At 37.9% G+C, this 26156-nt stretch carries 25 protein-coding genes and 4 pseudogenes; 5 read left to right on the forward strand and 24 right to left on the reverse strand.

Annotated features, from left to right (window positions below):
* Nucleotide 1: 1 nt before the first annotated feature.
* The 6 genes from VRUMOI_RS11455 to VRUMOI_RS11480 form a co-directional block, all read right to left on the reverse strand.
* The gene (locus tag VRUMOI_RS11455; protein ID WP_089138396.1) at nt 2-991 is read right to left on the reverse strand and encodes an ABC transporter permease; all 990 of its coding nucleotides are present in this window, start codon (nt 989-991) and stop codon (nt 2-4) included.
* On the reverse strand, nt 984-2498 hold the full coding sequence (locus tag VRUMOI_RS11460; protein ID WP_089138395.1) for a sugar ABC transporter ATP-binding protein: 1515 nt from the start codon (nt 2496-2498) through the stop codon (nt 984-986). The genes VRUMOI_RS11455 and VRUMOI_RS11460 overlap by 8 nt, the downstream gene beginning before the upstream one ends.
* Before the next feature lie 55 nt (nt 2499-2553).
* A complete protein-coding gene (locus VRUMOI_RS11465; RefSeq protein ID WP_089138394.1) occupies nt 2554-3534 on the reverse strand; it encodes a substrate-binding domain-containing protein in 981 nt (326 codons plus the stop codon).
* A gap of 14 nt (nt 3535-3548) precedes the next feature.
* Nucleotides 3549-4367 carry a DeoR/GlpR family DNA-binding transcription regulator gene (locus VRUMOI_RS11470; RefSeq protein ID WP_089138393.1) on the reverse strand — a complete coding sequence of 273 codons (819 nt, stop codon included), beginning with the start codon at nt 4365-4367 and terminating at the stop codon, nt 3549-3551.
* A gap of 745 nt (nt 4368-5112) precedes the next feature.
* Entirely contained in the window at nt 5113-5400 is a 288-nt protein-coding gene (locus VRUMOI_RS11475) for a hypothetical protein (protein ID WP_089138392.1), read from the reverse strand.
* A gap of 292 nt (nt 5401-5692) precedes the next feature.
* A complete protein-coding gene (locus tag VRUMOI_RS11480; RefSeq protein WP_089138391.1) occupies nt 5693-5974 on the reverse strand; it encodes a hypothetical protein in 282 nt (93 codons plus the stop codon).
* 693 nt (nt 5975-6667) lie between these two features.
* On the opposite strand from VRUMOI_RS11480, the gene VRUMOI_RS11485 reads away from it, so the two are divergent.
* The 4 genes and pseudogenes from VRUMOI_RS11485 to VRUMOI_RS11500 all read left to right on the forward strand — a co-directional run.
* Nucleotides 6668-6988, forward strand: coding sequence for a helix-turn-helix domain-containing protein (locus tag VRUMOI_RS11485; protein WP_089138390.1), 321 nt, complete (start codon nt 6668-6670; stop codon nt 6986-6988).
* The gene (locus tag VRUMOI_RS11490) at nt 6973-7299 is read left to right on the forward strand and encodes a HipA N-terminal domain-containing protein (protein WP_089138389.1); all 327 of its coding nucleotides are present in this window, start codon (nt 6973-6975) and stop codon (nt 7297-7299) included. The genes VRUMOI_RS11485 and VRUMOI_RS11490 overlap by 16 nt, the downstream gene beginning before the upstream one ends.
* Nucleotides 7283-8329, forward strand: coding sequence for a type II toxin-antitoxin system HipA family toxin (locus tag VRUMOI_RS11495; RefSeq protein ID WP_089138388.1), 1047 nt, complete (start codon nt 7283-7285; stop codon nt 8327-8329). Before VRUMOI_RS11490 ends, VRUMOI_RS11495 begins: the two co-directional genes overlap by 17 nt.
* Nucleotides 8330-8499: 170 nt before the next feature.
* Nucleotides 8500-8874: pseudogene (locus VRUMOI_RS11500) on the forward strand (DDE-type integrase/transposase/recombinase); the annotation flags it as partial.
* Between the two features lie 350 nt (nt 8875-9224).
* Here VRUMOI_RS11500 and VRUMOI_RS11505 read toward each other — a convergent pair.
* The 4 genes from VRUMOI_RS11505 to VRUMOI_RS11520 all read right to left on the reverse strand — a co-directional run bounded on the left by VRUMOI_RS11505 (nt 9225) and on the right by VRUMOI_RS11520 (nt 13034).
* A complete protein-coding gene (locus VRUMOI_RS11505) occupies nt 9225-9815 on the reverse strand; it encodes a hypothetical protein (RefSeq protein WP_089138387.1) in 591 nt (196 codons plus the stop codon).
* 141 nt (nt 9816-9956) lie between these two features.
* Nucleotides 9957-10445, reverse strand: a complete 489-nt coding sequence (locus tag VRUMOI_RS11510) for a hypothetical protein (protein ID WP_089138386.1) — start codon at nt 10443-10445, stop codon at nt 9957-9959.
* A 339-nt stretch (nt 10446-10784) separates the two neighbouring features.
* Nucleotides 10785-11498: a hypothetical protein gene (locus VRUMOI_RS11515; RefSeq protein WP_089138385.1), complete on the reverse strand. Its 714-nt coding sequence runs from the start codon at nt 11496-11498 to the stop codon at nt 10785-10787.
* Nucleotides 11499-11801: 303 nt separating this feature from the next.
* Complete coding sequence (locus VRUMOI_RS11520; RefSeq protein WP_110410661.1) at nt 11802-13034, reverse strand: Y-family DNA polymerase; 1233 nt, start codon at nt 13032-13034, stop codon at nt 11802-11804.
* Between the two features lie 46 nt (nt 13035-13080).
* Here VRUMOI_RS11520 and VRUMOI_RS19245 point away from each other — a divergent pair.
* Nucleotides 13081-14265, forward strand: a pseudogene (locus VRUMOI_RS19245) (IS3 family transposase).
* A gap of 12 nt (nt 14266-14277) precedes the next feature.
* On the opposite strand, the pseudogene VRUMOI_RS19730 reads toward VRUMOI_RS19245, so the two are convergent.
* The 14 genes and pseudogenes from VRUMOI_RS19730 to VRUMOI_RS11595 form a co-directional block, all read right to left on the reverse strand.
* Nucleotides 14278-14418: pseudogene (locus VRUMOI_RS19730) on the reverse strand (DUF6444 domain-containing protein); the annotation flags it as partial.
* Nucleotides 14419-14467: 49 nt separating this feature from the next.
* Nucleotides 14468-14671, reverse strand: a complete 204-nt coding sequence (locus VRUMOI_RS11535) for a hypothetical protein (protein WP_269459972.1) — start codon at nt 14669-14671, stop codon at nt 14468-14470.
* A gap of 12 nt (nt 14672-14683) precedes the next feature.
* Nucleotides 14684-15616, reverse strand: a complete 933-nt coding sequence (locus tag VRUMOI_RS11540; protein WP_089138366.1) for a KpsF/GutQ family sugar-phosphate isomerase — start codon at nt 15614-15616, stop codon at nt 14684-14686.
* On the reverse strand, nt 15617-16369 hold the full coding sequence (gene kdsB / locus VRUMOI_RS11545; protein ID WP_089138365.1) for a 3-deoxy-manno-octulosonate cytidylyltransferase: 753 nt from the start codon (nt 16367-16369) through the stop codon (nt 15617-15619).
* 3 nt (nt 16370-16372) lie between these two features.
* A complete protein-coding gene (locus VRUMOI_RS11550) occupies nt 16373-16936 on the reverse strand; it encodes a KdsC family phosphatase (RefSeq protein ID WP_089138364.1) in 564 nt (187 codons plus the stop codon).
* Between the two features lie 2 nt (nt 16937-16938).
* A complete protein-coding gene (kdsA, locus tag VRUMOI_RS11555; RefSeq protein WP_089138363.1) occupies nt 16939-17736 on the reverse strand; it encodes a 3-deoxy-8-phosphooctulonate synthase in 798 nt (265 codons plus the stop codon).
* 3 nt (nt 17737-17739) lie between these two features.
* On the reverse strand, nt 17740-19050 hold the full coding sequence (locus VRUMOI_RS11560; RefSeq protein WP_089138362.1) for a capsular polysaccharide export protein, LipB/KpsS family: 1311 nt from the start codon (nt 19048-19050) through the stop codon (nt 17740-17742).
* 55 nt (nt 19051-19105) lie between these two features.
* Nucleotides 19106-19900: a glycosyltransferase family 2 protein gene (locus VRUMOI_RS11565; RefSeq protein WP_089138361.1), complete on the reverse strand. Its 795-nt coding sequence runs from the start codon at nt 19898-19900 to the stop codon at nt 19106-19108.
* Entirely contained in the window at nt 19900-20955 is a 1056-nt protein-coding gene (locus VRUMOI_RS11570; RefSeq protein ID WP_162598371.1) for an EpsG family protein, read from the reverse strand. The genes VRUMOI_RS11565 and VRUMOI_RS11570 overlap by 1 nt, the downstream gene beginning before the upstream one ends.
* A 4-nt stretch (nt 20956-20959) precedes the next feature.
* Entirely contained in the window at nt 20960-21766 is an 807-nt protein-coding gene (locus VRUMOI_RS11575) for a hypothetical protein (protein WP_089138359.1), read from the reverse strand.
* Entirely contained in the window at nt 21763-22479 is a 717-nt protein-coding gene (locus tag VRUMOI_RS11580) for a glycosyltransferase (RefSeq protein ID WP_089138358.1), read from the reverse strand. Before VRUMOI_RS11580 ends, VRUMOI_RS11575 begins: the two co-directional genes overlap by 4 nt.
* Nucleotides 22476-23753, reverse strand: coding sequence for a lipopolysaccharide biosynthesis protein (locus VRUMOI_RS11585; protein ID WP_089138357.1), 1278 nt, complete (start codon nt 23751-23753; stop codon nt 22476-22478). The genes VRUMOI_RS11580 and VRUMOI_RS11585 overlap by 4 nt, the downstream gene beginning before the upstream one ends.
* Before the next feature lie 130 nt (nt 23754-23883).
* A complete protein-coding gene (locus VRUMOI_RS11590; protein WP_089138356.1) occupies nt 23884-25011 on the reverse strand; it encodes an ISAs1 family transposase in 1128 nt (375 codons plus the stop codon).
* Between the two features lie 173 nt (nt 25012-25184).
* Nucleotides 25185-25325, reverse strand: a pseudogene (locus VRUMOI_RS11595) (transposase family protein); the annotation flags it as partial.
* Nucleotides 25326-26156 lie beyond the last annotated feature (831 nt).

The following is a 26156-nucleotide window of genomic DNA, read 5'->3' on the forward strand; positions in this document are numbered from 1 at the left end:
CCTAACTAAAGCCGACGTTAGTTTCTTGACGTTTGCCGTAATGCGTAATGACAATCGCCGCGATAATGACGAGGCCCACTGCCACGTCGGAAAAATAGTTTGAAACGCCGATGATGTTCAGGCCATTTTTAAGTAAACCGATTAAGAATACGCCCATAAGCGTTCCCCATACTGTCCCTTTACCACCAGATAAGCTTGCACCGCCCAAAACCACCGCTGCTAATACATCCAGTTCGGTTCCAACTAAGGCGTTTGGGACAACTTCGGAAGCGCGATAGATCTGTACTAACCCACCGAGTGACGCCATCGCACCACAAAAACCGTAGGCGATAAGATGAATGACACCCACATTAATACCGATGCGACGAGCTGATTCTGGATCACCACCCGTGGCATAAATTTTTCTACCAAGGTTGGTTTTCGTCAGTACAAACCAAGTGAAGAATGTCATTACTATAAGGACAGTGAGAGGTACGCCAAGTTGATAGGATTGTCCATTCCACTCAAAAGGAAAAACGGTGTACCAATCTAATAACCAACCTGGTAAGTCGTATAAGCTGTGACCTTTGGTTATCCACATTAACAACCCAAACAGCACCGATTGCATACTGATAGTGATAATGATAGAGATGATATTGAAATAGTAGATAAGCACCGCATTGATCAAACCAAAGCCAATGCCAAGTACGATGCAAATGACCAAGGACAACAGCGGGCTTTCAATACCAAGGCTCATCGCGATAGTCACCACCATGTATTGTGTCACTGATGCGATTGCTGCGAATGAGATATCGATACCGCCAGTTACCAATACAACAAATAACCCCAAGGCGAAGATCCCGGTCACGGAATAACTTTCCGCCAAGTCGAGAAAGTTGCGTAACGTTAAAAAGTTATCGCTTAAGCTTGAAAAAAACAACACCATGAGTGCAATGACGACGATAATCCAAGCTTCAACTGATTTGGGTAACACCCGTTTAAATTTATCCATTGATGGTCTCCATCAGTTCATGTTCTGTAACAGAGTGTGTATCAAATTCCGATATGATTTTTCCTTGTTCAAAGTGGAAAACTTTATCGCAGTTGTAATACACCTCAGACACTTCATCAGAGATCAAAATAACGGAAACGCCTTGGCGAGAAAGCTGCTCAACTAATTGATAGATACTGTCTTTAGCGCCCACATCCACACCGACTGTTGGTGAATCTAAAATAAGGATTTTCGGTTGGGTCAAGATCCATTTCGCAAGAACAACTTTTTGTTGATTTCCTCCCGACAAGGATGAAATGGGTAAGGAGAGATCAGCGACCTTTACGCCCATATTTTGAATCCATTCCGAGACGGTTTTCTGTCTGAGAGGTTCATCAATAAGCCCCGCAGGAGTGACGAGCTGATCCATAATCGAGACCACGGTGTTATCACTCACGGATTGTTCGAGAATGAGCCCTAAAGTGAGTCGGTCTTCTGATACATAACCAATCCCTTTTTTGATAGCGTCCTGATGGTTTTCAAATTGCGTTTCTATGCCATCTATAAATATTCGGCCAGAATCCGGTTTGGTAATACCAAACAAAGATAACGCCAACTCGGTGCGACCCGAGCCTAATAAACCACATAGGCCAATGACTTGTCCTAGCTTGAGTTCGAAATTAATATCTTGGTATTGATTAGCGCGAATTAAACCTTCTACTTTCATCACAACGGGGGCATCTTTTGCTACTTCAACGTTACGCTTTTGGTGTGAAATACTAAGTCCTGTCATTAACTCGGTTAGTCGTAACGGCGTCACTTCGGCAGCAGGATAGGTACCGACCATCACTCCATCTTTGATGACAGACACGTTGTCGGAGATCTCTAGCACTTCATCAAGTTTGTGGCTGACAAAAATGACTGCAATACCTTTAGCTTTAAGACGATTGACAGTCGAGAGTAGTTGATTGACCTCTGTACGCGTCAGTGAGGCCGTAGGTTCATCCATTATCACGAGCTTAGCTTCAGAGACTAATGCACGACAGATGGCGATTTGTTGTCGCTGTGCAATAGGCAGATCTTCTACTCGGGCATCAAGGTCGAGATCAAACTGAAATTCCTCTATTAGACGTTGAGCAATATCATGAGCATTCTTACGTTTAAATAAGGAAAAGCGGTGCGTCAACTGAGTTGTAAACGCAATATTTTCAGCCACCGACAAGTTGGGAAAAAGAGATAAATCTTGATAGATGACCTGTACGCCAAGTTCACATGCTGTGTTCGGCGTAATATTATGTGTAGCGACACCATCAATACTGATTTGAGCGCCAGGATCGGGCTTATGTACACCACAAATAATTTTGATAAGTGTGCTCTTACCTGACCCATTCGTGCCAGCTAAACAACGAACTTCGCCATAATTAAGTGTAAAGTCCACATCATTGAGAGCTTTGTGCCCTCCAAAGGATTTGGTTAGTTTTGATATACGGATGTAGTGATCCGTACCATCATTAAAATGAGTATCCATAGCATGTCCTTATCGGTGAAGCGGTTTGCGGGAGCATCCTCCCACAAAGTTTGGGCTATAGACCCAATGCGACTAAGCGCGGTAGGTTTTCTTCATTGAGTGGTTCTAATTTATTACCGTAGATATTGTTATCAGTCACAACCACAGGGCCTAATCCTTCTATAGTCATTCCTGTTTTAATGTTATCGTTGTTCATTGTCATTTCAGCGATGCGAACAAATACTTCACCTGCAGTGAGTGGATTCCAAATAAATCCTCCTTTTAAGGCTCCTGATTTTACTAGGCGTTGACCTTGGCTTGCAGAGAATGGACCAAGGACACATGTTTGATCTATTTTGTTTTGGCGTTGAACCACACGTGCCGCACCGATTGGGCCTTGAGAACCAAATCCAACAATACCTTTCAGATCAGGGTATTTTGCAAACAAATCGTTTGTTGTACGCATGGTGTCATCAACAGATTCTGCCACACCAAACGGGTCAGATATTTGAGTCATTTTGGGATAATGCTCGTTAATATAATCGACCATTGCTTCATGCCAATCCATATGCAATTGCACTGTTAATCCACCAACATAAGTCACATATTTACCTTCTTCCCCCATGCAACGTGCAAGTTCTTTCGCATAAGTCTCGCCATAGATTTTTGCATCTGCTAACTCGAAGTCCCAATCAGCAAACTTTTGATTCGGTGACTCATGCACAATTACTTTAATGCCTTGTTCTTGTGCTTTCTTTAAAACAGGTTCTAGCACGGTTGGATCGTTAGGCACAACGCCGATAACATCCACTTTTTGCGCAATTAGGTCTTCTATTGCACGTACTTGTTGAGCTGGGTCGGCTGCCGTTGGGCCAATCATCCACGCATCAATACCGTGTTTCTCAGCTTCAAGTTCAATACCCTTTTCCATTGCATTAAACCAAGGGATACCACCAACCTTTACAACAACCCCCATGCGAATAGGATCATTCGCTAAAGCGGCACCAGAAAAAAGAAGAGTAGAAATAATTGTCGTAGTCAGAGCTTTCACTTTCATGAGTAAACCTTTTGTTATGTAATAAGAGGTGTCACGTTGTTCCAGGCGAATTCTCGCCTAAGATCTGCTCCTGGTTCATTGTCTAAGATCGCTACATCAATTTTATTGAATCCTACACATTGATAAGGAGCTACATTTTTATATTTCGCGTTATCAGCAAGTAAGTAGACCTTCTTGCTCACTTCAATCATGGTCCGCTTTAATTCCATCGTATGTTGGCTGGTTTCACTAATTCCTTCTTCGTTGTATCCAGAACAAGAAATAAACAACTTATCAACGTTAAATTCACTTAATGCACGTTGAGCCAATTTGCCCAAGAAACACGAGTCGGTCGGTGAAAAATCACCACCTAAGCACACCAAGCGTATGTTCGACTTGGAAGCAAGCGCATGAATATGTTCAAGCGATGGTGTTAGTACTGTCATTGTTATATCGGGCAACTGCCTAGCTAAGAACCATGAAGTCGAGCTACCATCAAGTAAAATAAAATCATGCGGTTGAATATGAGAGAGAGCAATCTTGGCCAGTGCCATCTTTGCTTCCGCATTTTGTTGTTTTCGGCGATAAAAACCGACTTGTTCTTTACCTATGGGATGTTCGTTGCTTACTAAATTGGTTGACGTTTTCTCGTTATGATCAACACTTAACATGGCATTGGAATACAATGCACCTCCGTAAGTACGTACCAGCAGATGCTGTTTTGTCAGTGCTGTTATGTCGCGTCTTATTGTCTCTTTAGAGCACTGAAGCCGTTCGGCTAAATCGTTAACGATAACGGAGCCGTCCGTCTCTGCAATTTTTAGAATTTCAGCCTGTCGAACTTGTTGTAGCATGTATCCCCCGATGTCCAATGTATATTAAGGTGATTTACGCCCAGTCACTGTGGGCATGTTCATAAACAAAATATACGAGACTGCATAAGCTCGCTTTGTGATAGAACACTCAGCGATTCGCCTGGGTAATGTGATAAATCTCTAATTTCATAATATTCATGACCGTTTTGGTTTTTTTTTTGTGAACTGAATTCATTGATGAGTGACAACAAAAGTCAAAAACGGTCATGACTGCTTGTGACTGTTTTTGTTTGTTATGACCGATTAAGTAGAAATGCACTGAAAAAGAATGTTATTTCAATCGTTGTTCACCAAACCTTATTGAGATGAACATGTGATTTCATGCACTTGAGTTAACTTTAGATATTGAGGGATTACGTTAAGGCTTCACCATGGCGACATGATCAGAAAAAGCACCTAAATACCAAGAAAAATCACATTTAATTTTTGATTTAAAAGAAAAAATGATTTAGATGAGTTATGAGGACAATTTAGGCACTATGAAGACAAGTTAAATAGCAGATCCAAAAAGTCAATCGGAGAGTCCTAAAGATCGCGATGAGTAAAAAGAGGAAAGCTGTGGGGTTCACAATTCGGGGGGAATTTAAGAAGCCCACACAGGGTATCAATGAACGTGGGAGACCAATACTTGGACGAGTGAAAGTTACTCAGTTCTCATGCCTATAACAAAGACAATGTGAGCAGTGAACTACTCTTTGTTTACTTTTTGATATCACAAGCGTGATTAAGAAGATTTGTACATGCCTTTAAAATACGCTTCCAAAGTGATATCCCCAAACGCGGGCGCTATCGTATCCTCAGCACTTACAGTAAGAAAAAACTCAGCAGGGCCGCCAATGCGTTCGGGGAGTTTTGAGCATATTACCAGAGCCAACTTCCTCAAGCCGTCCGGTAAAAGGGTGATCTTCGCTTCTTTTTCTTGGCAACGAAAAGCCAATTCGGCTACCTCCATTACCGATAAAATTTCCGGTCCTCCCGCATTCAGCTCTCTTTCCTCCTTGTCGATGGCCATAGATTCACTTCCAAACAAGTTGTCTTAATCGGTTGGCATGCACAGCACAATCTTGCTTAAGAGTATTTTGCTCTTCTACAGAATTTGCACTTAAACCTAATTGGTAAACAGTCGTCACCCAAAGATACAAAGCTAAATCCTCAACAGAGCCGAACAGCACGAAGCGAGTAACATCCTCACAATAAGCTTGGTACTCATCACGACAATCCTCCCAATCATTTACACCGATAGGGTCCCATTGTAACCATAGATATTCATCAACACGATCTACAGCCGTTTGGTGGCGAACTGGCTACTGCGCCGTTGCTTCATAAGCAATACCAGTAATTGGATTTTCTGACTCTAATTCTAGTTTTCGAAGTTTCGAAAGCTTTTCATACATTGAAGTTAATAATACTTTGCTTATTTGTCCTTCGGTAGTTTCAAAAAAGCTGATTCTACCTTCATAAAAAAATTGGTCATGGGAAAGCTGGCTATCTGAATCAACTGCATTTGAATATAAATATCCAACCAAGGGATACTCATCCTTTTGCGCATTATAATCGACACAAGCTACCTTTTTGTTTTGTAACATAGGCTCTCCTGACAAGGAGTAATGACCAATGAACTCCGGTTTCGTTACTGGTTTACAGTCGATATCAGTAATAGGGATATCGGGAAGTAATGAGCGATATTTATCCTCGATTAAGGCTAACTCTCGATAAGTACGAGCGGTATCATTCCGAAGGAGAGATTAGGAATCAAGAACAGTGTGCCCCATTGGGACAACCTCCCCCTCTCCTCTTCCAGCCCTTACCCGCCAAGCCTTCCCAGCGATTCACTCAATCCTCTTGAGACAGAAAAGTCGCTCAAATCAGAACAATGAGACGCTCTGGGTCGAAAATTTCTGACTATGAATGTGGCAAAAATGGCACCGAACAATCACATAACGACAGCACGGGGTGTTTTGATGATCTACATGTCATCAGAGATTTCTTGATCAATATGGTGCGTTTTATTAAGAGAATTTTAAAATGGATAACATGCGGTATAGCGTCTTATGTCGCACAATTCATTTTCTAATTACGTAGCCTAGGCTAACGCACTTGTCTCGATGGTAAAATATCCAAATTGAATAACACCAAAGGCTCACCTATGAGCCATTAATGTTAATAAAAAAACATAAGAGTCACTAGTGAAACAAAAACCATTTACAAAGACTATTTTTGAGCTTATATTTTAAAAAATAAATAAAATGGACCATATCTGAAACACTAGGAGTTACGCTATGAATCCTAAAGTGCTACAACTTCGCAATCTCACCAGTAAGCTTGAGTCCGACATTCACGAAGTTTTCGAAGAGATGCTTAGCAACGTAGAAACCTCAAGCAACCGTCCTATTTCAAGTTACTCAATTTACGAGACGAACACTCTGATTGATGATATGCAATCACGAAAGAAAAGTATCTCATTAGAAGACCTTGAATTGCAGACGGATATTTCTAAATCAACGATAAAACGAATGCTTAAAGATCCAAGTAAGACTTCGCTAGATAACTTTTTAGCCGTTGCTAGTGAACTAGGAATGAAAATATGGATAGAAAAGTAAAAGTTCTTTTGTACGGTAAGTTTTGCGGTGTATTGTCTCAAAATGAACAAGGTTTTATATTCGAATATGAGCCTAGTTATAAAGGCCGTAGCTTATCGCTGAGTATGCCTGTCGCCGATGGGCCATTTGAGAGTAAAGAACTCCATCCTTTTTTCCTCAGTATTGCCCCCGAAGGATGGCTAAAGAAGCGCTACTCAGAACTACAAAAAATTGATGAAAACGATCCACTAGGTATGCTTTTATCCAATGGCAAAAATTTACTTGGCGCTGTCCAACTGTTGAGGTTAGAAGACCATGAATCCGAGCAATAGAAGTCTTATTAGCCTTGATGAGCTCAATGAGCAAAATAGAGAGCAAGTCGAGTATAAAAAAGGGGAGATCAAAAAACTACTAGGTTCAAATCGATTTCAGATCCAATTACCTTTTTCGCGAGCTGAATTTGTTACGGAGTTACCAAAGAAACAAAAAGGGATGAGTATTTCCGGTTATCAACCGAAGCTTTCTCTTGCGATTAATGACGATCATCAGCTAGGGGTGGCGGTGGATAAGGCTCTATTTATTCTCAAGCCTTCACCAGAAGAATTTCCTCATCTTGCCGAAAACGAACACGCAACAATGTTAGTCATGAAATTCCTCGGTTTCGATACACCTCCATTTGGATTAGTTAGGTTCAACGATCAAGACGGCGAAGGTGAACTCGCCTTTATGATTAGGCGCTATGACCGCTTAAACGCAGGTGAAGAGGCGATCCATCAGGAACAGCTGGATGCCGCAATGGGTGTACGGGAGAAGTACGGGAAGACAGAAGGCGATGCCGAGGGATATGTGAGCTACGAGCAAGCCTGTAAGTTCTTAATAAATAAAGTAGACGGCAGCTTAAACTTTAAAAAAGAACTATTTAACCGAATACTCGTCGCCTACTTTCTCGGTAATAATGACCTACACCTTAGAAATATTGGTTTACTGCTACCGGAACAGGAGAACACTCGACTTGCGCCAATCTATGATTACGTGTCTATAGCGCCTTATCCAGGCTACATCGCAAACGAGAGCCCATTAGCATTACCTCTTCTCGCTAGTGAAGAAGGCGATAATTGCAATACCAGTGGCTATCAATCACATAGTACCTACACCGGCTATGACTTTTTAACCTTCGCACAAAATATTGGTCTCAACCCTAAACTAGCGACTAAAATGATCAAAGATTTGTGTGCTAAGCAAGAGGCAATTCTCGATATTTACCGTAATAGTTTCATGCTGCCAGAGCACGTAGAGAAAGTAGCTGAATGGATATTTAGCAGAATCAACTATTTGGGTCAATTAGAGCATGTTACTATTTAATAAATCGACTCTGTTATAAATAGTGTAGTGCCTAAAATATTTTCTCGCTACTTGTTTCAACCCAAACAATGTATCGAGAAATTAATACAATGAGCACTAATATGTATCGGAAAATCGATACAATAAGCACCAATATGTATCGGAAAATCAAGCCCTGTAATCTTCCGCTCAATTGGGGCTTTGGGTTGTGCTTTGATTACTTACGCAATGTAAAAGGTTACAGTTGGAATCATAAACGCGTTTATCGTATTTATTGTGAGTTAGCCTTAAACCTCCGAATTAAGCCTCGTCGGAGATTAAAGCGTAATAAACCCGAGCCATTAAAAGAGCCACTTCGCTCTGATCAAGTTTGGTCGATAGATTTTATGCACGATCAACTATCAGATGGGCGAAATTATCGCTTATTTAATGTTATAGATGACTATCGCCGTGAAGGTTTAGCGATTGAAGCCGGTTTTTCTTTACCAGCTTTAAGAGTTATTCGCACGCTGGAACAGCTTTTAGCATGGCGAACAAAACCCATCGCAATACGATGTGATAACGGACTACCTATTGAGTCAACCATTTTTTTAATAAAATCATCCTACGTCGCTTTTAATAGGCAACGATGATAGTAATCAGTTTACTTACGCCGTAATGTAAAAATATTGCTAACCATGATGTACAGGTGTTTATAGGTTTATTCACTAAATGGCTTTGGGGCAGAATTGAGCTAGCCAAAATAAGCTAGCTCGAAGATGGACATTTTTGAGTTACCGATTTTACTAATTTAGTAAATTACGGATTAGTTGGTGTATGGGAAAAATAACGCCCGCTTAAGCGGACAAAAATTGTTGGTTATAATGTGGAGCGAAGCGGAGCCTAACCAACTGTTTTTGTCCGTTTAAAGCGCTTGTTATGCCTTTACTAACCAGTATAAAACAGATGTTTTTACACCAAAAGCACTACCGCCATTCAGTTCACCAGATGAGATCACATTTCTACCCTTAAATTTTTTATTTACGGCCTCAATTGCTACTGATTTCACTCGATCAGCAGTGCTAAACTTTTTTATAGCTCGGTTTATACCTGAATCATATTTGACGATTCCTCTGTAATTAGGAGGCACCTGCTCAGGGTGTGTTGCTAACAGCACTGTATATATATCAGTTCTAGGAGTAGCTAATTTTTTAGCTTTTATTTCATCTCTTGCCATTGCATCAGTAAACCCTCCTATTTCATCGGGATCTAGTGCTGCGTCAAAGGTATACATAGCTTTAAGTTCGATAAGCGATTTTGGCGAGTTATTTTGTAGAATGGCTAAATCAGTGCGCTTCCATTCCCTTGAAACAGTTAAAGTATGATCTGTAAAGCTGTTATATAGGAGAAAAGCCCAGCGATCCCTAAAAGGTAGTTCAATTTTAGTCGTCAATGCTAAGTAAGCTAGCTCATCTTCTTGGAACTCCTTAGCTAACTTTTCTAAGCTTCCGATAATTTCACTCTGCAAAATTAACTCCTGAGGCATAACCGCCCAATTAACGTGTGAGCAGTGCAGGCACTGAATTTAAACACTGCGCCGTAAACACTTAACTCAACCCGAAGTGAGAGCACCAAGCGTTGCGAATCACTGTTGAATTGTTTGTTATGTTTATATTTTTCCTAGCGCTCGATCTACCGCCTGTTGCAAATGAGGTGGTTGTTTGACTGGATATCTTTCTTCAATTATCGAGCCAATTGCAACTTGTAACTCTTTTGAAAGCGAAACAATACCTGAGCCGATTGTAGGTACGTCGACGGGTTCAAACATATAACGTGCGTTGGTAAAAATATCTTTGTATAGTTCTAATTTTGACTCTAAATCTACGTGCGGCAGTCTTTCTTTCAATGCATCTTTGTCTACTTGATCAATTAATGAATACAACTCAGCAAGATTATGGCCCCGCCTCACTTTTTTGTACATCTTATACCCGTTAACTTGATGATCGATAACCAAAAATGACTTCAAATAAATCTCTATAGATAGTGCTGCATTGATCGCAGCGACCCAGAGACAACCTTCTGTATTAGATAGTACAGACGCAGCTTTTTGATAATGATTACCTGAAGAAAATACTACAGGTTCTGGAATTCTTTGCATGAAACCTCCTTGTAAACATAACAATTTAATAGACGGAAATAATCCGTATAGTTTACTAAAGCCAACTCATGGTGAAGAACTGTGAATTTACTCAGTACCTAAAACTAACCAAAAACCAGAGCCATATTTCAGATTCATGCGTATTTAGCTTTCTAACTCAAAACCCAATTATTCTAATTTAAAGCTATGCGGGATTAGCAACATGTAGCATGAGGAAATATATGGAAAAAGAAAATCATTGTAGTCGTTGCAAGGTTACTGGCTAACGAATTTTGGGGCAAAGGTGAGCCAGCTAGGAAGCAGCTGACTCTAAACTGGATTAATTAAGTTAGTTAGCATTTAGCTATAGTTGTCATGATAACCATCAATTGCAGGGCAATACTGTATATCATCTCCGAGGTCTAACGCTAAATTTATTTCATCATCGATGCGGTTATTTACATATTTTCCATCGATGAAAAAGAATTTACGGTAGCAAGAGCCAAATTTAGATCCTATGCGTTCTTTTGCAATTTTATTAGCGTCTTCAATGGTCCAAGGGTTGTTTTTGTTTCGCAAGAACTCAACACAGATGTATCCCCACTCGTGTAATCTTGAACCGTAACCTATATCCAAGTTACGGTGCTTAACTTCAGCGAAACTTAGTATCCTTGCACCTATATCAGTTGCAAAACCTTTATCGAGATACTCGGTCTTAAAGTTACGTCTAATAAGTTTGGGAGTCGTGCCTTCATACTCTAACTCATTGACCATTAGATCATCGTCAAATATAACCAATAGAGAGCTGTACTGATTCGGATTAAGCTGCATACCTCTATTGCCTTGAGCCATCGCGAATTCTTTATTAACGCCATCCATACCTTTATTTGCATTCACTATGTTAGCTTTGTGGTTGTTAGCTTTTTTAGAATGCTGTAATAGTGCATAGTAATTTGGAAAACAAGCTTCTTTTGCCGCTAATTCAAGTGCTTGGGTATGCTTAATATCTAAATCAACTTGAATTTTTTTAGCTCGTTTTTTGATATTTGAAATGAAAGATTGAGTAATATTCATATTCTTAGATCCCTAGACGAAAAGCTAAGTAAATCCACTCCTAATTTTCTTCTTCCCGCCGAAACAAATAAGAACAAAATATACAATTTAGGATTATGGTTCTCGAAAGAGTTTGCCTTATTGGAGTGAGCAGGCTTCCATCTAGCCTCAAGTCAATAACTTATCTCATACTAACTCATTAGTCAATCTGACAAAGCCTATACCTTGAGGCACCACATGGATGATAAAATCTATGGCAAACTTTCATAACGAGACTGAGCGAATCGTCGTTGCTAACAAATTTTGGGGCAAAAACCATTCCCCTTAACACCTAACCACCGGTAAATCCCCCCATCTCGTCGTATATTGAGGTGTTAACCTGTCACGCCTCATTGCCCATTTTTGCTCGATACCTTGCGCCGCTAAAAACACACTATCACTGCCATAACGTTGGTTTAGGCCATCTAATACTTTCATCAGTCTTGGGTCGTCCGGTTCTGGGTTTAACCAATCCATTTGAGTATGCTGACCTTCTACTAAATCAATCAAGCCAACCCCTATTTTGTAATAGCGAACATCAGGCTTAAACATTTGTTCCACCATTGCCATCACCGTTTTTGTGAGTACCGTAGTATCAGAAGTTGGATAGGCAAAACGGTGTATGCACTTATCATTAACGGGATAGGCATCATAAGGCGAACTCGCCGCAAAACACATCAGCACTTGGCAAAGCGATTGTTGTTGCCTTGCTTTGTAAGAAGCAATGGCAACATGCTTACTCAATGCTTGTTGCAATGATGGTAAATCAATAATTCGCTTCCCCACACTGCGGGTTGAGAAGATCTGCTTCTTATCGGCTTTGGCTTCATCCCACGTTTTACAAGGTTGGCCATTCAACTCTCGCACCGTTCGTTCCACTTCCACACTAAACTGACGCTGTGCTGCTTTTGGATCTAAACACGCTAAATCATACGCCGTTTTAATGCCCATAATAGAAAGCTTAGCTGTGAGCTTTCGGCCTATTCCCCATACCTCGGAGGCCGGCAGTAACTTCAACACATCGACGCGTTCTTTCTCCGTATCAAGCACACAGACCCCATGATAGCCTTGGATTTTCTTTGCGGCATGGTTCGCTATTTTAGCCAGTGTTAATGTTTTTCCCATTCCAACACACACCGGTAAACGACATTCCTTCCACACCGCACGACGAATAAGACCACCATGTTCCTTTAAACAAGGTAAAGCTTTGGAACAATGCTTAAATGACAGGAACGATTCATCAATAGAATAGATATGTTGATGAGGGGCAAAACGCCCTATCACCGCCATCATTTTGGCCGATAAATCCGCATACAACTCATAGTTAGACGACAGCGCGATCACGCCCAGCTTTTCACATTGAGCCTGTACTTTAAAAAATGGCGCAAACTTAGGGATACCCAGCTCTTTAGCTTGACGATTAGCCGCCACAATACAGCCATCATTATTCGATAACACCACCAACGGCTTGCCACGTAGATCCGGGCGAAACTGTAGTGGTACAGTGATTTTGGCCACCTAATTAGAGGTGATATCATCACCTCGCAATATCATTAGGTGAAAAATGACAAATAAATCCCGTAAGAATTTCAGTTCAGAATTTAGATTAGAAACTGCCCAACTTGTACTGATCATGGCTATACACATGGGGAAGCAGCACAAGCTATGAACGTTGGTTATTCAACCATTGGTAAATGGGTTAAGCAGTTAAAAGATGAACGGCAAGGTAAAGCGCCCAAAGCAACACCGATGACACCAGAGCAGCTTAAAATACGCGAACTTGAAAAAGATAGAGCGGATTGAATTAGAAAAGAAATTCTAAAAAGGCTACCGCTCTATTGATGTCAGACTCACTGAACAATTCGAATTAATCGAAAAACTCAATAAGAGCAACAAAACAAGTATTCAGTGAGCATCTTGTGTACAGCGTTTGGTATCCATCGCAGTAGCTTTAAATATTGGCAAAGGCGTGACAAATTGCCTTCAACTGAGCGACTTTTACTAGAAGAAAAGTAAGGGATGCACATGAACAAAGCGGTGGTTCTGCTGGTGCTAGAACGATAAGTTGTATCATTACGAATGACGACAGTGATATTACGCTAACTCGTTATCGTGCCACTAACTTGATGAAAAATTAGGATTAGTAAGCTGCCAATTGCCGCAGCATTCATATAAAAAGCGACAAAAGAGCATATTAATATCCCTAATTCATTAAACCGCCAATTTGATGTGACCGCACCAAACAAAGTTTGGTGCGGAGATGTTACCTATATTTGGACAGGAGGTCGTTGGGCATATCTAGCTGTCGTTATCGATTTATATTCTCGCAAGCCTATAGGCTGGGCTTTATCCAATTCGCCAGATAGCGAATTAACAATGAAAGCGTTAACAATGGCCTACGAATTACGAGGTAGACCTAAAGACGTTATGTTCCACAGCGATCAAGGAAGCCATTATACGAGTCGAAAGTTTAGACAACGGTTATGGCGATACAAGATAAAACAAAGCATGAGTCGACGTGGAAATTGTTGGGACAACTCTCCGATGGAGCGTTTTTCAGAAGTTTGAAAACTGAATGGGTTCCAAGCACGGGTTACCGTAATTTTATGAAGCGAAAATAGAGATAACTAGATATATCATTGGCTATTACAGCCAAGTCAGGCCTCACCAGCATAATGCTGGTTTAAGTCCCAATGAATCAGAACGATTATATTGGGTAAACTCTAAAACCGTGGCCAATTTTCATTGACCACTTGTATCTTGAATTTTTGGAGTTAGTTGCTTGTTTATCGGTAAGGTGGCGCAACTGTTCCCACAACTCTTCAATCAGTGCGTTTGCTTCATTAAGGTCAGAGGCTACGGGTGGTTCCTCTTGAAATTTAGGGGCTTTCTTTCTGCTCATAACAAACAGGATGAAGCACTGGAATGATCACTCAATAGTAAAAAGTGGATCAAGTGCTGAGTGTCACACTTTTTCTGTCAATAGGGGCTTGGTGAACACTTACGATTTCAGTATCAACAATTGGAGACAGCTTGTTATTAAGCATCTCAACTTTTTCAGCCACGATATCAACCGCAACGACCGCATGATGCTGAGCAAGCAACATCGCATTAGAAAGACCAACGTAGCCTGTACCAGCTATAGCAATTTTCATTTTACACTCAAACTATTTTTTCAAAATACCAACAACTTCGTTATTTTCTTTTACTAACAAAGATGTGATTCCCTTATTTTCCATCACTTCATAAGCTTCTTGTATATTAAGTTCAGGGGATATTGAAGCTGGATTAATTGAAGCGATATCTTTTGCTACTAAATCGAAGGCATCTCGGCCTTTTGACTCCATAGCTCTTCTCAAGTCGCCATCAGTGATAATAGCTAAGGCTTCACTATTTAAGTTAACTAGCGTTAGTCCCAAATGACTTGATGATATTTTATGAATAATAGAAGTAAAGTCAGCATCCGAAGGAACACTGGGAAGATTGTCAGAAAACATTTCATCTCGTACTTTCGACAGTAATCGACGGCCTAAACTCCCCCCAGGATGAAAACGTGCAAAGTTCTCAGGTTTAAAACCGCGAACATCCATTAAAGCGACTGTTAATGCATCACCCATGACAAGAGTTGCTGTAGTTGAAGATGTTGGTGCTAACTGCAGAGGGCAAGCTTCTTTAGGTACAGCAATATCTAGATGACAGTGTGAGTTTGAAGCAAGTGTAGAGTTTTCTTTACCAGTGATCGCAATAACGAAGTTATCATTATCACGTAAGAAAGGTAATAGCTTTAACACTTCATCAGTTTCACCTGAGTTCGATATAGCAATGAACACATCTTCAGGCTTCACCATTCCAAGATCACCATGAAATGCCTCACCGGGATGCATAAAGAAACTTGGTGTACCAGTACTCGCAAAAGATGCTGCTATTTTTTTTCCTATAATTCCGGATTTTCCCATCCCACAAATGATTGTTCGACCTTTTGTGTTAATAATGGCATTGATAGCCACTTCAAATTCAGAACCTAACCTTTTTGCCATGTAATCCAATCCTTCTATTTCGGTTTGAATTACCTCTCTTGCAATATCAATTGAACTAGCCATTTAAAACGTCTTCTCTTCCATTAATTTTTTGATAGTTTCGTAATCGTCACAAGTATCTATACCATGAGGGACGACACCATCAAATGTCATTGCCCCAATATTCATTCCATGGCTTAGAGCACGTAACTGTTCCAATTTTTCATAACTCTCAAGTTCATCTTCTGCGTATGAACAAAATTCTTTCAAAGCAGAAACCCGGTAGGCATAAATCCCGATATGTCTTTTTGCATATGACAAATCAGAAGGATTATCACGATTCATTGGCGACGCGGAACGAGTAAAATAAAGCGCTCGACCATTATGACCAAGAACAGCTTTTACTACATTAGGGTTTACAAAATCATCTTGGGAACATAAAGGGACTACTGCAGTTGTAAGATGGTAAGAGGGATTTGACAACGTAAATGAGACTAGCTGTTGAATAAGCCCTGATGGGATCATTGGCTCATCTCCTTGCACATTAACGACAACCGTGTCACCGCTCCACTCTTTCAACTGAGCAACCTCATTAATACGATCCGTACCGGATTGATGCAACGAGGACGTTAAAACCACTTGGATGCCCTCATCTTTTAGCACATCACTGATTCTTTGATCGTCAGTGGCTACAAAAATATCAGCTTGCTCGATGCCCGCTTCTTTACAACGCTCTATTACATGCCAAATAACAGGTTTATCAAGCAAAGTTAATAAAGGTTTACCAGGTAGTCTAGATGAGCCGTATCGTGCTGGAATTACAACTTTCACACTCATTATTTATTGCTCCATTGTTGCTACGTCATCTAAACGGATTTTGTCAAGTAAAGGTTGATATACCTCTTTTAGTGGTTTATCAAGTTGTGTCATCAACAATAGGTCAACAAACTCTCTTACCATCCCCTTGCCACCTTCAAGAGACGAAACCCAATCTGCACTATCGATAGCTAAACTATGGGCGTCAATTGGCGCCACAGCTAAACCTACCTTCTCAAAGATCGGTATATCCAGCACATCATCACCTATGAAAACAATTTGATCTGATGTGATTTCATATTTAGAGCAGATATTCATTAAAGCGGGAAGTTTGTTTTTACAACCAGTAATTATTTCATCAAAACCCAGTTGTTGGCATCGAGTATCTAAAGCTGAACTCGCTTTACCTGAAATAACACCAACAAGAATGCTATGGCTACGCAATAATTCGATAGCCAAACCATCTTTAACATTAAATGATTTGAAGAACTCACCGTCTTGACTAATATAAATTGAGCCATCAGTCATTACCCCATCAACATCAAGCAAAACCATTTTGATACTATTACAGACCTGCTTATCCAACATAATTAGACCAATTTAGATTCAATAAAAGCGCGACGATGAACGACTTCATCAATCTCAAGCAAAGTCTCTAGTAGTTCTTCCATATGTTTCAGTGGCAACATATTTGGACCATCACATAATGCTTTATCTGGATCTGGGTGAGTTTCCATAAACAAGCCATCAATACCAACAGCCACTGCAGCTCTTGCAATAGCCGGAACATGATAGCGATTCCCACCAGTTGAACCATTCAGAGTACCTGGCATTTGGACACTGTGCGTTGCATCCATTATAACCTTACATCCTGTTTCTTTCATGATCGTTAAGCCAGGCATATAGTTAACGAGTTGACCAAAACCAAAGCTAGTCCCACGATCACATAGCCATATATCATCGTTACCGACTGCACGACATTTCTCTACCACTGGAGCCATGTCTGATGGATGCATCCATTGACCTTTTTTAATATTTACTGGCTTACCCATTGAAGCAACTCGTTGAATAAATCCAGTTTGACGAACAAGAAAAGCTGGAGTTTGCAAAACATCAACAACTGAAGCAACTTCATCTAAGGGAGTGTCATCATGGACATCTGTAATAATTTTCACACCTAACTGGTCTTTTGCTTTTTGAAGAATCTTCAATCCCTCCTCAAGTCCGGGACCGGTAAAAGCAGAAGCTGACGAACGATTGGCTTTGGTGAAAGAAGACTTGGCGATATATTCAATACCAAATTTACTCGTTATTTCTTGTAACTGTGCGAAAGTATCGAGGACTAAACCTTCAGATTCAATAACACATGGGCCCGCAATTAAAAACATAAACTAACCTCTATCCAACATATCAATAATTCTGTCTATTTGTTTTTCTGAAAACGAGTTACCCGCTCCCTGTATTGAATAAACAAACCTCAAGTATTCAATATAGTGGCGACGTTTATCCATATCAATATTCTCTGATAATTGAACTCTTATATTTGAAACTAAGTTCTCTTTATTTGATTCAATAGATACATTTTCAAAATTATATATAGATCTCCCTAAGGTAATGATGGGAGTATTAGTAGATAATACTTGCAGTAATGCACTAGAGTTAACTGAAATAACCAGCGAAACATTTTCCAAAAAATTGTTATCGATGTTTGCTTTAGTTATCTTTGAGTAACTTTCGAAAGAATACTTATTCAAATCGTTGGGATGTAATTTGAAAACCAATTCATAATTATCTCCCAGGCCCAACTCCGTAAATGATTGCTGAATTAAGTCAATCACCTCTTGAATTTTAGAAAAATCACTGTGGACTAAGAACTGAGTATCAAGCTCTAACTGCAGAGGGACAAAAATCAACTTTTTACTAGAAGAGTTTGTTTTTTCCGAAAATAAATCTATTTTATTTGAAAAAAGAGAAGTGCATTTATGAACATAAAATCTTTTTATGTATTCAGAAAAAGTATGTCTTTTATGAACAACACGAGCCTCTCTTCCTAAGAATGTACCTAACTTCGAAAACACTAAATATCTAAAGAAATTAATATACGAATATAACGAATCATGTGAACTATTTACAATTTCATTTGAATAATAACTTTTAATATCCTCACCTTTACCCACAAATGATAAATATTCATCTTTAACCCGAGAATTAGCATTTACACCATGCCGATCTACAATAGTAGTAATAGGCCTAAATAAACCTTGCTCTGTAACCAAATAATCAATATTCATTTCTTTACATAACATAACAGCAATGGAATGCTGCCATCTCAAGTCATTATGTAACAACACGAGCCTTATCTCATTATCTATAAGAAAGCTTCTAAGGTAAACATAGAATTTAGTCATATACGCCAACTCGGAACTGGAAGGCTTCCTTTTCTCGACCTTCTTTAGAAATGACGTGAAATGATTATTTATCTGTTGAACAAGTTCAATGTCAACACTTGTAACATTCAAGTTGGTTCTTTTAAAAATAGTTTCAATATACAAACATTCAAAATCTGGCAAATAGTGTTTTAGTCCGAAAGAACTAAGAATCGCTATTTTTCTTCCTTTATACCTATCTGCTATCTTATTATGCAGTGGTGAGTACATCGGATCTAATGATAGCACATTACCTATCTTTTCATTCCTTTTCATAATAACCTATTTTAAAAAAACTATATCGAAGTACCATGAACTAAATAAGCCCATTTCAGTAGAACAAAATACCTAGTGACTTTATCATTAATTTAAAATCTTTATACTTTAACGCCTTTTTCATATTTGCCTTAATAAGATAACGTCTAACTTTTGAGTTGTTGGGATATTTATCTATGATCATTCGAGATGCAATTATAGCTTTTGAACTATTTTTTGATATTTTGATCGCTGTATCGACCCTATAGAGTGTTAAAGGTTCTTGGATTGAAACTATCTTTCCTTCATTTGCTATTCTTAAGTAAAAGTCATAATCTTGTATAGCAGGAAGATTGATATCGAAGCCTCCACACGAAGAAGCAGCATCTCTATTAACCATAATACAAGAGGTTGTACCGATGACATTATTATTAAAAAGAGAAAGTAATGGTTGTTCTTCATCTATTTGTCGAAAAGATACTCGACCAGATGAAAAGTTAGCATTCTTAAACATTCGTTTTGCTGTATAGCAAAGAACTGCATTTGTTAAATCTAACGTCTGAATCTGTTGTTGAATCTTGTTGTCAGTCCATAAATCATCATCATCTAAAAATGCGACATACTTTCCAGTCGCAAGTGATAATCCATAATTCCTAGAATAACAAGCGCCTTTGTTCTCTGAATTTCTGTAATAAATCAATCTTGAATCATTTTTATCTTTAATAATCTTTTCATTATCGAAATAACTCGGAGAGTTATCATCAACAACAATAATTTCGAGATCTGAATGAGTCTGTCGTAGTACAGAGTCCAAGGCCAAATTCAATAGATCTGGTCTTTCATAAGTTATAATTACAATAGTTACTTTCATTATCCCACCATCACACTATACGGGTCAGTAAATAAAACCCTGATATAAAAAACAAACAAACAAACAAAGACTAAAAATCTGACCGAAAGTTTTGACTTTGAGTCAAAAAAATCAAAAACAAAAGACAGAGAGGCAACAAAAAATACAACGTAATAAATAGGAATCCTTGACAATATAAGAATATTACCAAACAAGTTGTATAGTACAATATATAAAAAAGAAAGATTCAATATATATATCTTAAACCGATTAAACTCTCTAGAAAGGCAAAACACTAATATTATTCCGAGCATAAATAAAAAAACACTTTTAATCCCTAGTGATGTATTATTATATGATAGTCCACTAATCAAAAATATCTGATATTTTTCTGGGATGACTGATAATCCAATATAAACGATACTTACAAGTGTTTGCGGCCTAAAGGAGATAAGAAAAGAAATAAAAAGAAGTCCATAATAAATCCATTTATTATACTTCCACTTGATTGCAATTATAAAAGGAAGAGCAAGTAGAACACTAATATGAAAGTTTGCAGCAACTACCAAAAATAAAATGAACCTAAATATTAGCCCTCTAATTAGAAAGAGAATAGATAGAGAATAAAAAGAAATCGCAATAGCTTGTCTTATTCCTGAATGGAAAAAAAAGAATGGGCCTAAAGCAAGAAAAGCAGCTAAGGTAATGGCATTAATACTATTTGTTTCTTTTAAAACATATAATATAGGAGTAAACATTAGAATTGCAGAAAAAATAAGATATGCTCTGAAATCACCACCTAAAAATATAACAAACTCAGTACTTTTTATATATAGATATTCTTTACTCTGAAAAACAAAACTGTCAGGATTACCCTGTGATATATCATAAAACATATCTATGTATGACTTTGTGTCATTACCTGTTTCCATCCCCCTTAGTCCAAAAATCAAGATAAATAATAAAAAAACCAGCAATGCAGAAATATATTTAAGACTATAGTTTTTTAAATTATAGTAATTAGAGGACAAAAAAGATATAAGAAAGAAAAAAGCTATATAGCCATATATACCCATAGTATTAATAATCCAAAACGCCTTTATATGCACACTTTAATGCATCCAATAGTGAGCACTTACTTTTACCGCTAAAATGATGCTTTAAAATAAGTCTACACAATAACAAGGAACCGATTACTTTCCCATAAAAGTAAACGTAATAACCGGATTTTGCATAATAAAATTCCTTAACAATTATAGTTCCTGAAGACTCTTTAGGGTGAACAAATAAGGAAAGATCAGTACTTAATATTCTATAACCATTCTCTATTATTTTTGTAAGAAATATTGGCTCTTCACCAAGTTTATATTTAGCGCCCAAGCCAAATCTCTCGTTAAAAAGTATCGTCTTGTCACTATTTGTAAAACTAGCCCCATTACCAATAATTTCAATTGATGAAACGCTTCGTACAGACTTTAAGTCATGCACTAAAGGTCTACTTTCATAATCTTTAAACCATTGTTCAAAAGACCATACTCGACTGATTAGTATGTCCGCCTTTTTCGTTACAAATTCATCATAAATATCACTAACATCTACGTCTTGATATATTACGTCGTCATCTGTCAGAACAAAAATTGATTTTTTATAGTTGTTAAAGAAATATTCTAAAAGTATATTTCTACTTTTTGACAAACCTAACACTCTACTTTCGATATAAATAATATCGCTTCTATCAATTTCACTTTTTATAAAGGAAGTATTTGAAACCTGATGGCATATCACAAATATCTTATTTGAATTTTCTTTTGGTATAGATTTCAATACTAGATCAATTCCTTCATCCTTTGTACTGATTAAATAAACTAACTTATTATATTCCATCATTTTCTAACTCCAAGGTAGTTTAAATATTTTCGGATTTTGCATTTTATTGTAACTAACCATTTTTTATGACCATTCAAATGTTTAGTTTTTAAAAAAGAATGATCATCGCCCCCCCAACTCTTCCCCCACCAATGTATCGCATAAGAATTTTCGGTAAGTTTAGATTCATGGAAGCATTCAGTGTAATGGTAAGGATAAAAATATTCTTCTGGATATATTGTGGCTATACCTTGGAAGTTTCCATTGCGTTTAAACACGTGACTAATAACCCTAGGTATTGTATAAAATTCAACCTGAAAAATCTCATTTCTATAAAATTCAATCAATTCCCGCAATATTATGTTATCTTTTGTTGAACCAATAATTCCAGCACTAATATGCTCCTTATCTTCTTTTCCAATGAAGAAAGGTACATTAATTAAATTGGATAATTCTCTTTCTAAAGTGATATCAGTATCTAAATAGATACCCCCATGTTGATATAGAACCTTTAGACGAATATAATCTGAAACAAAAGCCCATAATTTCCTTTCGTAACATTCTTTAATGAATTCAGATTCTAAAAATATTTCTTCTAAATCCAAATTTGATTCATTCCATTCAAAAAACTCATAATCCGGTAGAATAATTTTCCAGTTACGAATACACGCATTTACAAAATCACTTTTCTCATTATTTCCAACCCAAACATAATGAATTTTTTTAGGAATCATTTTACAGTTCCTCTCAGTCCGTCCGAAATAAATTTATTTTTTATAAAGAATATAACTATCGCTTGTATTATTTGCAATATAATTAAACCGATCAACCCCCAAGTATCTGTAAAATATTGTAGGCAAACCAGATATAATAAATTGACTGAAAGTATAAGTTTAAGAACCTTTACCTCATGTCCTGAATATATCGCGACTGTATGCTGATAAAACATCGAACTAATGATTACTATATAAATAAGATATGTGAAAATTTCGTTTTTAAACAAAATTAACTCTGGGGAAGTTATAGTAACAATAAAATCAAAACCAAAGTAAGAAATAAAAATAATACTAAAGGAAAAAAATATGTACAGTGTAGTAAATCTCTTACCTAATTTAAGTACTTTTTTGATATTTCCACTTGCAATAAGTCGGCTTATTTCAGCCCCAAAGAACTGGACAAATACAGAAATTAATTTCAATACAATTGCCCCTAACTTTTCTAGTATCTTATAAATACCGACATCCTGAAGTGACATCAAATTAGCAATTAATATTGGGGAAAGCTTTTTTATTGGTAAATCAAGATTACTATTAATATTAGAAGTTATTGTATATTTCATAATTTTAACATCAACCTTTTCAAATCTAAAACCTCTGTAACCCATGTCGTTCTTTTTTATACAGAAATAAATAAAATCTAAAGTCAACACTAGCAGCGAAGAAATAGAAATGACAAATGCATAATATTCTACTTCTAAGTTTTCATTGCTTGAAATATAGTATAATAGACATGTAATAGCTGCTACAATAAAATTCCTAAAAGAAATCCATTTGAAATATCCATAATATCTATATACTCCTTCAAACGTTCCTGAAATGTTAAAGAGAATATAGAATGAAATTATATATAACAACTCGGATACTAGGCCATCCCAACTTAGAATTTCAGATATAAAACTAATAGAAGCGTAGCAAACTATAAAACCTAACACCGCAGTGATCATATCAACTAAAAATAGTTTATTAATAAGCTTTGTTTTTAGGATTGTACTTTTTTCATAAGGTATGAATTTTATAATCGCATCGATTGATTGTAAATTAACTACTGAACCAATTACCATTATATATGAAAACGCTAACATTAGAGCCCCATAGGTTTCGACTCCCAATGACTTAACCATTATATATAATGAAAATATAGATATTAACCCTGTGCCAATTGAGCTACAAAAAAGCAGTATTAAAGGTCTTATAACCTTTGTTTTTAAAGCACTTGATATAGTTTTCATTTTTTTACCATACGTTAACTCATCTATATTCTATGGTGTACATGGCTATTTAACACCATAGCTAATAAATATACTTGCAGAAATAGATTTATCAACTACTGTATCCACGGAAATCGCATGAACATCACCGTCACGTAAGGCTTACGAGAACCTTACTTAGGTAATTTTCATCCATTGCGCAGTTCATCCGTTTACGTTTAATGCCACCTTTAAATGTGGTTTCACTCTTTAATAAGTTCAAACACATCTGCCTGATCCTTGCAAAGGCCTCTGCTCGATCGTCCACTCTTATACGAGAATTGTCCTCACAAAATGCGGTATCAAGTGACCAATGCATTACCTCTACACCCCAATGGGAGCGTGTCGCTTCAAGCAGCTTTTGAGCTTCTAATTCTTTAGAACATATGTAGTAGCGAACACTTACATCTTGCTCTGTTGCTACCGCTGATTCTTGCCGAATCGAAGCGACGATACCCATGGATTTGAGTTCAGGCCACTCATGCTCAATATCACCTAGGACTGACAAGTCGAGGTTTACTAAAGCTACTCTCGTTTCGATTCTTCCGTGACTTTTTTCTTGTGTACTGTAAGAGCTACCATCAAAATTTTGAAGCATGTCCATGCGAAAATAATCATCAAAAGCTTGTTCTAGCATTCCCTGATTACCTTTAACTGCCAACAAATAATCCGCTTCTTTATCTAGAATTTTCTGCGCGATTTTCTTTTGGCACCCCATAGCATCAATAGTAATCAAGCACCCCTTCACGTCTAGCAAGTCAAGTAGTTTAGGGATCGCGGTAATTTCGTTACTCTTACTATCAACCTTCTGTTGCCCAATACTCATTCCATTCGCAGTGGCAAAAGCGTTCACCATATGGATCGTTCCCTTGCCTTTTGAACGGTTATAAGAGCCACGTAATGTTTTACCGTCGATAGCGATGACTTCACCATCCGTCAATACATGACAGTCTTTCATCCAGGCTATAAAGCTTCTTTGCAGCGCAACTGGATTAATCATCCCCATCACACGAGATAGAGTATCCGCAGAAGGAATACCAGATTCAAAGTCACCATATCGTTTGAGAAAATCTAAACGAGCATTGCCAAAATCAATAATGCCATCCCAACCATCATGACCTGACAAAACGCCACAAATTGTCAACAAGATAATGTCTGATAATTTGTGTTCTACTTTGCCTTCTTGTCGGTAATCTTTAATGATTTGGAAGTGCATAAATGGGTTGATTAACTCGCTCATATTTAGGCTCCTATATTGTCTAGGAGCTATTACAAAACAACGAAAATGATCTACAAGACGATCTTTTATTTCATGTGGTTACATTCAAAAACTGAGAGTAATGAGGCATAAGCAACTAATTCGTGGTATAGCTGCAGCCCTTATATATCAACAACCTTCATGCGGTTTCCCTGGCCTTCCCAGGTATCTTGACCAGACAAAACACCACAAATTGTCAGTAGAATAATATCGGGCAATTTATGATTAACTTTTGCGGCTTGACGATAATCTTTAATTGCTGAAAAGTGCATAAATGGATTGATAACTTTTGTCATTGTATTGCTCCAAATCGAGTATGGAACCATTAGACAACAAACGAAATGATCTACAATCTGATCCTTTTTTAAATAATATGGATGTGATGTTAATGATGAAACAAGTTATAAACGGACTAGATTCGTAGGTTTCTAAAGTTCGCTTAGCCCTTTTAAAGTGGGAGTGTTCATGCGATTTCCCTGATAGCAGGCAGGCTACCGCACAGAGGTCTGTAATGAAGACTCCCTGTCTCATTGAATGCATATTGTTGATGCTACGCGTTGGACGTGACAACTTTAAGAAAATCTACCATATATTCGGTCGAATCCGTTGAACCAAATCAAACTCATGGCGTTGAGCATCATGAACCCGCCACAACCACACTCAAAAAGCATAAGTCTTATGAATGAATGGCACTGGTATTATGCCGCTACAGTTTACTTAAGCACACACAAAAACCCAGTCTTTTTTGAAAATAAGTTTCGATTAGTTTGTAATCAATAAAGGCTGAGCAAATTTTAAGCATCAAGATACTCGCAAGATCACTCGATGGCTATTCTTAATTTGAGCTAAAAGTTTTTCGAAGTGCAGGACATTTTTGCGGAATGATCTGGAGAAATTTACGCGTTTTCTCGCTTTACCTAGGTGGCATTTTTGCCACATGGTCTCTCAGGTTTTTGAAAGAGGTGAGACAACTTTGTTTCGGTTTGAGACAGTCGAAATGATGGGAGCGCTTGTGAAGTCTAGGTTTTGCTTAAGTTCAGGTTTTTCATCCCAATAGGCTCCACCCCCTATATTGTGGTGGCATTTGAGGTTGTTGCTGTGCATGTTGCTCTGGCGATTGTGGCTGG

The sequence above is a fragment of the Vibrio rumoiensis genome, assembly GCF_002218045.2.
GTDB classification, from domain to species: domain Bacteria; phylum Pseudomonadota; class Gammaproteobacteria; order Enterobacterales; family Vibrionaceae; genus Vibrio; species Vibrio rumoiensis.

What these genes read in the sequence shown, in the direction of transcription:
- VRUMOI_RS11465 (WP_089138394.1), bottom strand. Translation starts at nt 3,534, where the DNA reads ATGAAAGTGAAAGCTCTGACTACGACAATTATTTCTACTCTTCTTTTT.
- VRUMOI_RS11485 (WP_089138390.1), top strand. Translation starts at nt 6,668, where the DNA reads ATGAATCCTAAAGTGCTACAACTTCGCAATCTCACCAGTAAGCTTGAG.
- VRUMOI_RS11590 (WP_089138356.1), bottom strand. Translation starts at nt 25,011, where the DNA reads ATGAGCGAGTTAATCAACCCATTTATGCACTTCCAAATCATTAAAGAT.
- VRUMOI_RS11550 (WP_089138364.1), bottom strand. Translation starts at nt 16,936, where the DNA reads ATGTTGGATAAGCAGGTCTGTAATAGTATCAAAATGGTTTTGCTTGAT.
- VRUMOI_RS11580 (WP_089138358.1), bottom strand. Translation starts at nt 22,479, where the DNA reads ATGATTCCTAAAAAAATTCATTATGTTTGGGTTGGAAATAATGAGAAA.
- VRUMOI_RS11570 (WP_162598371.1), bottom strand. Translation starts at nt 20,955, where the DNA reads ATGGGTATATATGGCTATATAGCTTTTTTCTTTCTTATATCTTTTTTG.
- VRUMOI_RS11455 (WP_089138396.1), bottom strand. Translation starts at nt 991, where the DNA reads ATGGATAAATTTAAACGGGTGTTACCCAAATCAGTTGAAGCTTGGATT.
- VRUMOI_RS11460 (WP_089138395.1), bottom strand. Translation starts at nt 2,498, where the DNA reads ATGGATACTCATTTTAATGATGGTACGGATCACTACATCCGTATATCA.
- VRUMOI_RS11575 (WP_089138359.1), bottom strand. Translation starts at nt 21,766, where the DNA reads ATGATGGAATATAATAAGTTAGTTTATTTAATCAGTACAAAGGATGAA.
- VRUMOI_RS11585 (WP_089138357.1), bottom strand. Translation starts at nt 23,753, where the DNA reads ATGAAAACTATATCAAGTGCTTTAAAAACAAAGGTTATAAGACCTTTA.
- VRUMOI_RS11535 (WP_269459972.1), bottom strand. Translation starts at nt 14,671, where the DNA reads ATGAAAATTGCTATAGCTGGTACAGGCTACGTTGGTCTTTCTAATGCG.
- VRUMOI_RS11480 (WP_089138391.1), bottom strand. Translation starts at nt 5,974, where the DNA reads ATGTTACAAAACAAAAAGGTAGCTTGTGTCGATTATAATGCGCAAAAG.
- VRUMOI_RS11490 (WP_089138389.1), top strand. Translation starts at nt 6,973, where the DNA reads ATGGATAGAAAAGTAAAAGTTCTTTTGTACGGTAAGTTTTGCGGTGTA.
- VRUMOI_RS11565 (WP_089138361.1), bottom strand. Translation starts at nt 19,900, where the DNA reads ATGAAAGTAACTATTGTAATTATAACTTATGAAAGACCAGATCTATTG.
- kdsA (WP_089138363.1), bottom strand. Translation starts at nt 17,736, where the DNA reads ATGTTTTTAATTGCGGGCCCATGTGTTATTGAATCTGAAGGTTTAGTC.
- VRUMOI_RS11540 (WP_089138366.1), bottom strand. Translation starts at nt 15,616, where the DNA reads ATGGCTAGTTCAATTGATATTGCAAGAGAGGTAATTCAAACCGAAATA.
- VRUMOI_RS11495 (WP_089138388.1), top strand. Translation starts at nt 7,283, where the DNA reads ATGAATCCGAGCAATAGAAGTCTTATTAGCCTTGATGAGCTCAATGAG.
- VRUMOI_RS11475 (WP_089138392.1), bottom strand. Translation starts at nt 5,400, where the DNA reads ATGGCCATCGACAAGGAGGAAAGAGAGCTGAATGCGGGAGGACCGGAA.
- VRUMOI_RS11470 (WP_089138393.1), bottom strand. Translation starts at nt 4,367, where the DNA reads ATGCTACAACAAGTTCGACAGGCTGAAATTCTAAAAATTGCAGAGACG.
- kdsB (WP_089138365.1), bottom strand. Translation starts at nt 16,369, where the DNA reads ATGAGTGTGAAAGTTGTAATTCCAGCACGATACGGCTCATCTAGACTA.
- VRUMOI_RS11515 (WP_089138385.1), bottom strand. Translation starts at nt 11,498, where the DNA reads ATGAATATTACTCAATCTTTCATTTCAAATATCAAAAAACGAGCTAAA.
- VRUMOI_RS11560 (WP_089138362.1), bottom strand. Translation starts at nt 19,050, where the DNA reads ATGAAAAGGAATGAAAAGATAGGTAATGTGCTATCATTAGATCCGATG.
- VRUMOI_RS11510 (WP_089138386.1), bottom strand. Translation starts at nt 10,445, where the DNA reads ATGCAAAGAATTCCAGAACCTGTAGTATTTTCTTCAGGTAATCATTAT.